The sequence below is a fragment of the Mucilaginibacter sp. P5_A4 genome, from assembly GCF_056400605.1.
In genome coordinates this window covers 44,988-58,431 of the sequence record NZ_JBFUKX010000042.1, presented here as the reverse complement: position 1 = coordinate 58,431, position 13,444 = coordinate 44,988, and the positions used below count along the sequence as shown (strand labels likewise).

Genomic DNA, 13,444 nt, shown 5'->3' with positions numbered 1-13,444 from the left:
ACAAAAAGCGGCGAATAATTATGCCTTTTTCCTTAACTTGTGTTTGTGTTGATTATAAAGATTGTTGTTGCAACATTTCATTTTGAGCCACTGTAACCCTATTAAACGGAATTCATAATGCCCTGTCGATCTCTTATTATTTTTGTTTTTCTCTTCATCGCATTTATAAATCCGTCTTTCGCCCAAAATCTCGGTTATTTAGGTTTAGAACAAGGATTATCCAACAACTCAGTAACCAGTATTTATAAAGACAAATATGGTTTTATGTGGTTTGGCACGTTAGACGGGTTGAATCGCTTTGACGGTTATAGTTTTGCAAAATATAGAAAAAGAGTTCGTGATCCGTATAGTTTGAACGATAACACTGTATATGGTATAACCGGAACCCCCGATGGTAAATTGTATGTAGGAACATCGAAGGGGCTTAGCATTTTAGATTATAAAAGTCTGAAATTTTCAAATGCAAGCTATATATCTGCAAGTTTGCCTGATCGTTCTGTTTTGCCTTTTAGTACTTGGGTACAGTGTTTAAAGGCCCGGAAAGACAATGATGTTTTTGTGGGATCGACTGGTTCTGGCTTATTGGTTTTGAAACACTCTTCTATGGTATTGCATCAAATACCTTTGTATGATAATGCTGTTATGCGGACAGATTATAGTGTCGAATCACTTAGCTTAGATAAAAACTCCAACGTTTGGCTATTAAGCAGGGGAGTTGGCTTATGCATTTACAATTCCAGATTGAACCGTGTTGAGATTGTCAATTCAACTATAAAAAACGGAAAATGCATGACGTTCGACTCAAGCGGCAACCTGTGGATAGGTTCCAATGCGGGGCGGCTGCTTAAATTCTATAATGGTACTGATAAAATAGAGCCTTTTGACATTCCAGGTGGGTTGACTGTGAACCGTATCATGGACGTCTGTTTCGAGAATGGCCGTGTATTATGGGTTTCAACCGACGGTGACGGACTGTTCTCCATAGACGTTGTTGCGAAAACCGTATTAAAGGCCTTCACGCAATCTGAAAAATCTTTATTAAGTAATGCAATAAGTACAATTTTTATTGACAAGGAATCGCGAAAATGGATAGGAACGATTAGAGGAGGAGTTAACATTATTGACCAAAAGAAGGATATTTTTAAAACTATCAAAAATGAACCTTTTAACAGTAATAGTTTAGCTCATAACACTGTTTTTTCATTCTGTGAAGATGGTGATGATATCTGGATTGGAACGGACGGCAAAGGGATTAGTATCTGGAACAGGAAAACCAATAATTTTAGAAATCATCTTTTTAAAGTTGATAAAGGTCATTTAGGAGCCAATCAAATTCCATCGATAATAAAAGACGATAAAGGCAATGTTTGGATTGGATCATATGGTTCTGGGGTTACCAGGTTTAATAAGGCAACTCAAACATTTGAAGAAGTTCAGTTTCAGCAAAAGAACATGGGGAGTATATATGCTTTCCGGTTATTTATGGATAGGGAAAAGGATATTTGGGTAAGTTGCCTCAGAGGCCCTTCTGCACGTAATGTAACAAAAGGATTGTATAAGTTTGATGCAGCAAGCAAGCAGTTTAAAAGTGTTCCGTATGCTGTTTACAAGGATATATTTTCCATTGCAGAAGACCACTCGGGTAACTTTTGGCTTGGTACAGTAAATAGCATTTTAAAGCTTAACAAGAAATCCGGAGCAGTTATTCAATATCGCATAGGTAGTTGTGTAAGAGCCATTAGAATTGACAAAACCGGTAATGTATGGATTGGATCACAGGGAAGTGGTTTATGGAAATTAACACCAGGAAATAGCAAATTTTCCGTTTATACCGAAGAAGATGGCTTGCCCAATGACGGTATTTTAAATATAGAGGAAGATAATCAGGGCTATATCTGGCTGGCAACTAATAATGGTTTATCCAAACTTAGTCCGAAGCAGTTAAGCTTTGAAAATTATCATGCTGATGATGGTCTTCAGTCAAATCAGTTCTACTATAATGCTTCGGCGAAATTAAGCTCTGGCGAATTATTATTCGGCGGCATAAAAGGCTTTAATGTGTTCAACCCATCTGCCATTAAAGCAGATAAAAATTTCCCGGCCCTAACTGTTACTGGTGTTAACGTCTTAAATACCTCCATAACAGCACAGAGTGAGTATGTTGATAATGTTATTGGTATTCAGGAAGTTAGTCGTATTTCGTTACCATTCGAGAAATCATTGTTTTCGCTGGAATTTGCAGCTTTGGAGTATACGTTTCCAGAAAAAATACAGTATGCCTATATTCTAAGAGGAAAAGACAAGGCCTGGAATTATATCAAAAACGGAGTTCGGTCTATCAGTTATGCAAGTTTAATGGACGGTAGTTATACACTCGAAATTAAATCTACCAATGCATCCGGCGTTTGGAATCCCCAAAGCCGTATGGTCAGGATTACTGTTTTACCTCCGTGGTATCGAACCTGGTGGATGTACTGCCTCTATCTGACACTTGCCGGAGGGGGGGTATACACTTATATTCGTTATCAAAGACAAAAAGATTTTTTTAAATATAAAGTTAAACTAACTGCTCTTGAAGCGGCCAAGGAGGCTGAATTAAATGAAAAACGAATATCATTTTTTACAAATGTTGCTCATGAACTAAGGACGCCTTTAACCCTGATTGTCAATCCGATAAAAGACTTGCTTAACAGCGATGGCGTAAATATTCATTCTGTTGATGTGGGCGCAGTTTACAGAAACACACGGCGGCTTTTGAGCCTGGTAGATCAGTTATTGTTATTTAAAAGCGCCGAGAACGATGTATCTGAGCTAAAGCCCGAGATATTAAATTTAAGTGAACTGTGCAATGAAGTGTTTTTATGCTTTAATAACCAGATAAAGGCAAAACACATCAAATATCATTTTGATAATGTAACAAACAGTTTGCCTGTTTTTGCCGATAGGGAGAAAATCGAGATAGTGTTGTTTAATCTTTTATCTAATGCGATTAAATATTGTGGCGAAAAGGGGAGTGTATCTTTTGTTTTAAGGGATGATGTTGATAGCGTTTCGGTGTTAGTGAAAAATACAGGGCCTATCATCCCCCCTCATGTTGGAGATCAATTATTTGATAAGTTTTTCAGGCTTAATCACCGTAAAGAATCGGCGAGGAAAAGTGGTTTTGGTATTGGCTTATTTGTTTCCAAAAAAATTGCGGAAATGCAAAAAGGAAGCTTAACCTATACGAGTGATGACGAGGCTGGAACGGTGTTTACTTATCAATTGCCAAAGAACATGGATAACATTTCTCCGGATTTTCAAAACGAAAAAAAATCTTCCGATGCTCATCTATTTGGCGAACTGTATATTGATTTTCCGGAGCCTGCATCTAAAGACGAAAAAACCATTTCAAAGAGTATGGATCAAGTTTTTAGCGACGTTGTCGAACGAAAACCTAATGTCCTTGTAGTGGACGATAATACCGAAATAAGGAATTTTCTTGAACAAATTCTTCATGATCATTATAACGTTTTTAAAGCAGAGAACGCCGAAGATGCCTTCAACATTGTCAGAAGCAAAGAATTAGATATTATAGTATCTGATATCGTTATGCCCGGAATAAGCGGCGTAGAATTTTGTTCCAACGTTAAAGAATCAGATGAGTTTGGCCACATTCCTGTAATTCTGCTTACCGGAACGACATCACCGGAGATTAAACTTAAAGGTATTGAATGCGGTGCAGATGATTATATTACAAAGCCGTTTGAAAGAGAATTACTTTTAGCCCGGATTAAAAGCATATTGAAGGGACGTGATTCATTAAAAAAATATTTTATTAATGACGTTACGCTTCAAAATAATAACGAAAAAGTTTCTGAAGAATATAGTGCTTTCCTAAAGAAAGCGACTGAGATTGTTGAGCTGCATCTTAAGGATAAAGATTTTAATGTAAAAGTATTAATCCTGGAAATGAGAATGAGCCGATCGAATGTGTTTAGAAAGGTTAAATCTATCTCAGGCCTCTCTATCAGCGAATTTATCCGGTATATCCGGCTTAAAAAAGCAGCCGAACTGATGATCAAAACAGATATCCAGGTTAAAGAGGTTGCGTACGAAGTTGGTATCAATGATTCCCGATATTTCCGGAAACAGTTTCATAGGGTTTTTGGAATAAACCCTTCAGAGTATATTAAAAAATATCGTCGTAATTTTTTAAAAGCCCCGGGGAGTTAACAAGGCAAACGGATCTAAATAGTTAACGACGATTAGCTGTTATTAATAATAGCTAACGGAATAGCTTATAACGTAAGGAAGATATAAGCATCAAACGATACCTTTGTTTTTATTGCCTGATCCTGGTTAAATGATCCAGGTCCCTTCGGTACCTGTATTGGCCAACAAAAGGCACAAATATTTGAATGCGCCTAAATTGCGCGATACATCAGTTTAGTGTTAATTATGTAAAAAACGTAATTCACTGATTGTTAAGTGTTAATATCGTGTTGTGTTTGAAATGTGTTAAGCTATGTTAACCCACTTTGGGGGAGTTAATATCTAACATTGCCGGATTCGGCCACTCATTTATTATAGTTTTACTCAGTTTTCTGATCTCCTTTCTGCTTGATATCTCAATATGCATTGGCGGGCGATGTGCTTAATCGAACCGCATTGGCATACATTTTCAGGAAAAGAGCCTTGAGCGCTTTTTGTCATAACCCATATTATCCATTTGGTAGAACTACCCAAATCTCCATGCTGTCTAAATTCAATTTGCACAGCCTGATTTACAAACCGGTTGACTGATCAACTGTCGGAATTAAATAATAATCTTTTTTTACCGAAATCTCTACAGCACAGAGTATTTGATCAATACATCATCAGTCATATGTAAAACTTTTCATGAGTTTCTAACCTAAGTTAAAACCCCGATATGATGAAACATTTACTTGACCAATTGAAACGGATAAGGCAAAGAAAATCCGTTTTTCTTTTACTAACCAGTATCGGCCTGATTCTTTCAGGTATTTCACCTGTGAAGGCCCAAACTTTTGTACATCCCGGTGTGGCCTTTAACCGGGCCGACCTGGACCAGCTCAAAGCCAATATTACCAAAGAGCCCTGGCTTTCGGCTTACAATACATTTAAGAGTGACTACCATTCCCAACTAAGTTACTCTCCTGCTGCGCCGCAGCAAACCGTAACCCGTGCTCCCGATTTGAATAACGGACAATGGAAGAATGATATGATTGCTATCCACAACCTGGCGTTTATGTGGTGGTTTACAGGAGATTCAACTTATGCCCGAAAAGCTACTAATATACTTGATGGCTGGGCGGTAACCAATACCACCTGGGGTGGTAATGAATCTATGCTGGATATTGGCGATTATGCCCAGTATTGGGGCGTAGGTGCCGAAATACTCCGCTCTACTTTTCCCGGCTGGACCGCGGCCAATACACAGCATGTAAAAAATTATTTTGCTAATGTGTTATTTCCAACTTCCTGGGTGCCTGGTCCCTTACGCGACCAGAACAAAGGCGCTCTTCAGTTAAAAATAGCCCTGGCTGCGTCTGTTTTTTGTGATGATGCCACCCGGTTTAATCAGGCGGTGGAGGTTTACAGGATGGATGCCGGGGGAGGCATGCGCAATTCACTGCCCAATGGCGAAGTTGGGGATGCAGGCCGCGACGACCATTGGCGCGTGCAGGCAGCTGCCCTGGCCTGGGGCGCAGAAGTTGCCTACAAGCAGGGGATAGATATGTTTGCCGAACTGGATAACCGGGTATTGGCAATCGGCGAGCTTTATCATAAATACGCCTTTGACGGAGCTACCATGACTTATATCCCGTTTGGGGGATATGCAAGTTATTGGACCAGCTGGGGGATTCAGCCCGGAGCAAGGGCCGGCGATATGACCAACCTCATTTACAGCGCTTATAATGTACGTAAGGGGGTAGCCACCCCTAATACCGACAGGATGAGGGCCGCATTGATGCAGTCCGGGGCCACTAATTATTCTCCGGCCGGTGGTGATTTTTTATATCTGAAATCATCCGATACTTCTACCGCACATAGTTTATCTCCTGTTTATTATCCTGCCGATCATGTGCAGGCGGTGAGCAACCTCACCAATATAGATATCGGTAATACCGGGTTGGCAGGCAGCGCTTCATACAGTAACGGGATCTGGACACTTAAAGGGGCCGGCACATCTACCAGTACAGCTTTCAGCTTCAATTTTAAAAAAGTTAGCGGCGATGCCGGTCTTGTGGTAAAAGTTGAGAATATGTCGCTTACTACCGGAGGCTGCGGTGTCATGTTACGCGAGTCATTAGCCCCCGGTTCAGCTTTTTATGATCTTTATCTTAACGCTACCGGCGGTGCCGGCAGGCATTGGCAACCCAAAGCTCCCTGGTGGCTAAAAATTGAGCGTGTAGGCACCCGCATATTTGTGTATCATACGCAGGATGGTGTTAACTGGACTAATGATGGTTGCTGGTATTCTGCAACGGGTTTTCCAACTAATTTGTACGCAGGATTTTATACCCTCTCAAACAATACGTCGGCGTTAAATACTGCCACGTTCAGTAATGTGGCCTATAGTCAAACCGCGCCAGCCGGCTCTCCGGAGATCAGCAGTGCTACCACAGCCACAGCTACCATTGGTGCATCGTTTAGTTATAGCATTATTGCCAGTGCTAATGCATCTTCCTATAGTGCCAGTGGCTTGCCGGCAGGGCTTAGCATTAATACGGCAACCGGCATTATTTCTGGTACGCCAATCACAATAGGGCAAAGCGAAATTTCCATAGCTGCTACCAATGCCAGCGGAACAGGTACAGCAACGCTGATACTTAACACGATAAATAACCAAACGCCCGCGGCGCCTGCTTCTGTTGCGGCATCGGTTGTTAACACTACACAAGTTAATCTTACCTGGGTAGCTTCAGCTAATGCAACCAGTTATTCGGTAAAACGGTCGCTAACTCCCGGGGGAACTTATACAACAATTCAGACAGGAATTACCGGTACTGGTTTTACGGATGTATCTCCTGTACCGGAAGTGAATAACTATTATGTTGTTACGGCCCTTACAGGGGATAAAGAAAGCGGTAATTCAAACGAAGTTTTTGCTGCCGTTCCTCCTGCAGCCCCGGCACAACCCACAGTGGTTAATAAAAACAACGAAGTTGATCTGAGCTGGAACAGCGCTTCAGGAGCAGCTACTTATAATGTAAAACGGGGCACAGTAAGCGGAGGCCCTTATATTACCGTAGCCAATGTGTCAGCTAATACCTATGCCGATATCAATGTTAGTAATGGAAATTCTTATTATTATGTTGTCTCTTCTGTAGGCGCTACAAAAGAAAGTGCTAATTCGCCGGAAGCTTTTGGCGTACCTGGTGCAAACTCATTTACATGGAGCCCAACAGCCATTACAGATTCGTTGAACCTTGCAGGCAACTGGGTTGAAAATATAGTTCCGGTAAATCCAGCCATTATAACTTTTGGTGCGGCAAGTGATAGCCTTTTAACTAATGATATTACTGGTTTGGTAGCCTCAAGAATTCAATTTGGCGCAGCTGCCAACGGAAATATCATCTTTGGTAATGCCCTGACAATGAAGAATGACCTGGTTAACAACTCATCCAGACCTCAGACTTTAGCCACTCCGTTACTGCTAACTAATCAGTTAAACGTAAATAGCGCCGCAGGCGACGTTGTTTTGAACGGAGGTATAAGCGGAACAGGTTCCTTAATGAAATCCGGGGCGGCTGTTTTATACGTTAAAGGAAATAGTAATAATACCTATTCAGGAAACACAATTATTAGTGGTGGTACTGTAGCGGCAGCGGGCCTGGGAACCGGAACTGCAAGCAATCCTACAGCAGGCCCATTGGGTGTAGGCAAAATTCAGATGAATGGAGGGGCGCTGCAAGCTACGGCCGGTGCCGACCTCAAATTGTATAACGACATAGAAGTATTGCCCGGAACCAGTTTTATGTATGAAGATGTTAATTCAATATCTCTTTACGGAAAACTATTAGGCTCCGGTACCCTGCAGCATGACGGGAATGATTATGCAGGCCTTAATCTCCTGGGCGACAATAGCCAATTTACCGGCACCTTTATCTCAAAGTTGAGAAGCGGTAAACAGCGAATACGTTTCGGAGTTCCCGAATCAGGTAGTGCAAACGCAAACTGGTTATTAGATGCGAATGCCGTTGATTGTCAAAGTATCGGTTTTTCAAGTGGAACGCTAAACTTCGGTGCACTCAACGGTCGTGGTTATATCCGTGCCGATGCGGGCGGTGCGCCTGTTATCAGTATTGGCGCCCTTAACACTTATTCCAGTTATGGCGGAACCATTAACGCTAATGGCAGTAGTTTGATAATTGAAAAAATAGGTACCGGCGTTTTAGAAATGTGGGGTAACCAGGCTTATGGCGGAACTACCACCGTAAAAGGAGGGAAATTATTGATAAACAATAACCCAACCAGTGGGGTTTTTGTTAGTCCGGTAATTATAGAACAAGGTTCACTGGGAGGCTGGGGACTAACTCAGTCCTCGGCAACTCTTGGAACCGGATCTGGTGCAGGTGCAATATTGGAGCCGGGATTTTTAAAGGTGGGCACTTTAAGTGTTGCAAGCCTTACCTTAAAGTCTGACGCTACCTACCAGGCCGAACTGAATTTGGGTACAGGTGTTGGCGATAGTGTTACAGCTAAAACAGTGACGTTGCTAAATAAGCCAAAGCTTGCATTAATTCCTATTGCGGGTACACTGCCATCAGGAGCTTCATATACGATTATTAACAATAGTGGAACTTCGCCTATTAACGGAATTTTCAACAACCTGCCCGAAATGTCTCTTATTTCGGCAGGAGGGTATAGTTTCCGTATCACTTACAGAGGAGGAACAGGTAACGATGTTCAGCTATTGGACGACCGTACCATACCGGTGGCGATTACCAGTGCATTAGCAGATACCGCGTTGATTGGCAGATCATTCTCTTACAGTATTACAGGTATTAAATCGCCAACCAGCTTTAATGCTACCGGGCTTCCTGCCGGTTTAAGCTTAAATGCTACTACCGGCGTAATATCCGGAACTCCAACTGTACCGGGAGTTTTTGCTGTTTCTTTAATCGTTTCAAATCAAGCCGGGGCAGATACAGCTGCCTTATCATTAACAATTTTAAGCACTACGGTACAAGGTGTTATAGTTGCCTCCGGCGATGCTAAGAATATAGTTGAGTGGAACCCGGTGGTAAACTTTAGCTACCATGTTAAACGTTCAACTACCTCGGGGGGAACTTATACTACCATCGGTTCGGTTTCGGGTACAAAGTTCACCGATACAAACGTGAGCAATGGAACCACGTATTACTATGTAGTAGCTGCTGTGGATAGTATAGGCGAAAATCCCATCAGTGCCCAGGTAGTGGCAACACCAAATACCGGGCAACTTACTTACCTGAAATTTGACGAAGCGAGCGGAACCCGGAGCATAGATAGCTGGGGTGCAAACCACGGAACATTAGCAGCCACTGCAAGCGGTAGTACTGGCAGAAGCGGACAGGCACTTAAACTGGATGCAACCGCTACTTCATATGCTACCCTTCCAACGGGTATAGTGAAGCCTTTATCTGATTATACCATATCCTCATGGGTGAAAATGGATGCATTAGCAAACTGGATGCGTGTATTTGATTTTGGAACAGGAACATCCAAGTACCTGTATTTATCCGTACAAACCGGAATTGCCGGCCAGGTACGTTTCGGGATTAAAAATGGAGGTTCAGAACAAGGGCTGAACTATACTTACACTGTTCCGCTTAATACCTGGACACACTTTGCAATTACTCAGTCGGGTACTACATTCAGTATGTATATTAACGGCTCTTTAGTTACTACTACTACAGCTATTACGATCAAGCCAGCTGATATTGACAGTACCACCCTAAATTACTTGGGTAAATCTCAGTTTCCTGATGCTATGTTTAAAGGTTCAATTGATGAATTTAAGATTTACAACAGGGCTTTAAGTGCATCTGAAATTGCTGCCGGTTATTTAAGTCAAACCATAACGCTAAATTCTATTGCCTCAAAATTAATGGGCGATGATGATTTTGATCCTGCTGCTACCGCCTCTTCGGGCCTTCCGGTAACCTATACCAGTTCGGACACTACGGTCGCAAAAATTTTGAATGGTAAAGTTCACGTTCTTTCTACCGGAACCTCAACCATTACCGCTACCCAAGCTGGAAATAGCGTTTATTGGCCGGCGCCGGCACAAACAAAAGTATTATCGGTTGCCATTACCAACAATACTCAGCCTACAACTTTAATTGGCAAAACATTTACTTATACCATTACCACTAAGCCGCTCAGCAATTTTGCGGCAACAGGCTTACCGGCAGGTTTAAGTTTAAACAGTACTACGGGTGTAATATCCGGTACGCCTACCGTGTACGGTACTTTTCCTATCGCCTTAACTGCCAGCAATGGTAGTAGTACAGGTACGCAAACTATTACGTTAACCGTACAGAATACTGCAGTAAGTAATGTTATAGTTGCAGCAGGCGATGCTAAAAACATCATGGAGTGGGATGCTATTCAGAATTTGACGTATAATGTTAAGCGTTCAACCACATCTGGCGGGCCTTATACCACTATCGGAAATGTGAGCACTACCAGGTTTACCGATACCAATATTGCTAATGGAACTACTTATTACTATGTAGTTGCTTCGGTTGATAGTGTAGGTGAAATGCCTCCGAGCGCTGAGGTAGTGGCATTACCTAATGTTGGTCAGGTTAGTTACCTGAAATTTGACGAAACAAGCGGAACTCGCGCCATCGACAGTTGGGGAGCCAATCACGGTACATTAGCAGCCACTGCAACCCGGAATGCAGGACAATACGGAACATCTCTTAAACTGGATGGCACAGCTACTTCATATGCAACGCTTCCGGCGGGTATTACGAGTACGTTGAATGATTTTACCATATCTGCATGGGTAAGAATGGATGCACTGAGCACCTGGATGCGTGTGTTTGATTTTGGGTCGGGCGCTACGCAATATATGTTCCTTACGGTTCAGGCCGGTGTTTCCAGTGGTAAGTCCATTATTCGTTATGGTACCAAGAACGGTTCGACTGCAGAACAGAGTCTTAGCTATAATTACACGTTCCCATTAAATACCTGGACCTACCTGGCGGTAACACGGGCAGGAAACACCACTACGATATATGTAAACGGCGCATCCGTTGCTTCATCAACAAACATTACTATTAAACCGTCGGTGCTTGGAAATACCACGCTTAACTACCTGGGTAAATCTCAGTTCTCCGATCCGATGTTCAATGGGTCCATCGATAATTTTAAAATATACGGCAGAGCGTTGATTTCCTCAGAAATAGCTTCAGATATGTTAGGCGATCAAATTATAAATTTTGCCGCTATACCTGTCAAATCTGTAACAGACGCAGACTTTGCTCCCGGTGCTTCGGTAACTTCTGGTTTGCCCCTGAGTTTTAACAGCTCAGACACCACAATTGCAACTGTTGTTAATGGGAATATCCATATTAAATCAGCAGGAACGGCTGTCATTACCGCTGCCCAGGCCGGAAATACTGCTTACAAAGCGGCAACTTCAATAAATCAAACACTCACGGTTCAAAAAGCAGTTCAAACTATCGCGTTTAATGTACTTCCCTCGAAAAATGTAAATGATACCGATTTTGATGCAGGTGCCACTGCAAGCTCAGGCCTATTGGTATCCTACGCAAGCTCCGATACCACAGTTGCAGCCATCGTAAACGGGAAAATTCACATCAAAGGAGCTGGTACGGTGAGCATTACTGCGCTGCAAAACGGAAGTGCTATCTATCTTCCTGCAACTTCGGTAACGCAAAGCCTTACGGTAAACAAACTGGCTCAAACTATTACTTTCAATTCCCTGCCTGCTAAAAGACCAGGCGATGCTGATTTTAGCATTTCCGCAACCGCTTCATCGGGCCTGCCGGTAAGCTTTGGCAGCAGTAATACAAACGTTGCCACCATAACAAACGGACTGGTTCATATTGTAGGAACCGGAACAACTGTTATTACTGCCAGCCAGCCGGGTAATGCAACTTATAAAGACACAACGCGTAGCCAAACCTTTACCGTTATCCCGCTTAACCTGCAGGTGCAGTACCAGGATGGCGATGCCGGACAACTGACCAATAACATCGCCCGCCCATATGTGAAGGTAGTGAATGCCGATTCTGTTGGCATAGCCTATAGCGAATTAACCATGCGTTACTGGTTCACTGCAGAGAATTATGCCGGCATTAATACCTGGATAGATTATGCCCAGCTGGGGAACAGTAATGTAAAAATGAAATATGTTCCGTTGGATCAGCCCCGGAATGGTGCCCTGGGTTACGTGGAATATAGCTTCACCGCAACAGGTAACCTGGGTGCTAACAGCAATACCGGGCAAATACAATCCAGGTTTGCCAACCAGGACTGGGGATTATTGAACGAGGCGGATGATTATTCCCATCAAAGCAATACCAGCAGCTATGCTAATAACAATCATATTACGCTTTACCGCAACGGGATGCTGATATGGGGAACCGAGCCGGCTGTTGCTACCCCGCTTACCAGCCTGAACGTGTTTTACCAGAATCAAAACACAGCTACCAGCGGCAATACCATCAGCACCTACCTGGCCATTAATAATACCGGGAATGTACCGGTAGCTTTTGGCGACATTACAGCCCGTTACTGGTTTACCAAAGACGGTACCCAGAACCTGAACTATTGGATAGATTATGCTAAAAAAGGCAGCGGTAACATCAGGGGCAATTTTGTACCATTAGGTACTGCGCTTACCGGGGCCGATACTTATTTGGAGCTTGCGGTAAATTCCTCAGCTGGTACCCTTTATCCTTTAAGTTCATCGGGCAACATTCAGTACCGTATTGTCAAAGCAGACTGGTCGAACTTTAATGAGCTGAATGATTACTCCTACATGGCCAAAGATGTGATGAAAGAGAACAACCACATTACGGTTTATTACAAAGGGCAGCTAATTTACGGGACAGAACCTTCGGCAGGCTCCATGTCATTCAAGAGCGCCCCGCTGGCCCTGGCTCCGCCGCAGCGCGACATCATCAACGAAGGAATTGTAGTGCACCAGGGCCTTTCGCCCAATGGGGATGGTATTAATGATGTGCTGATCATAGACGGATTAACGGCTTACCCGGATAATAAATTAACGATCATGAACCGCAGTGGTGTTAAAATATTTGAAGCAAAAGGCTATGATAACAGCTCGAAAGTGTTCGACGGGCATTCCAGCATAGGCGGCGCCATGCAGCAGCCGGGCACCTATTTTTACACGCTGGAATATAAGAAGGGTGAAGAAAATAAACATAAAACGGGTTTCATCATCATTAAATACTAA

At 42.7% G+C, this 13,444-nt stretch carries 2 protein-coding genes; both read left to right on the top strand.

From position 1 onward, the window contains the following. Window positions 1–117 precede the first annotated feature (117 nt). Window positions 118–4,215 (top strand): hybrid sensor histidine kinase/response regulator transcription factor, encoded by a 4,098-nt coding sequence (locus AC1DQW_RS21090; protein WP_477455866.1) that lies wholly within the window; start codon window positions 118–120, stop codon window positions 4,213–4,215. A gap of 697 nt (window positions 4,216–4,912) precedes the next feature. Next, window positions 4,913–13,444: a LamG-like jellyroll fold domain-containing protein gene (locus tag AC1DQW_RS21085; RefSeq protein WP_477455865.1), complete on the top strand. Its 8,532-nt coding sequence runs from the start codon at window positions 4,913–4,915 to the stop codon at window positions 13,442–13,444.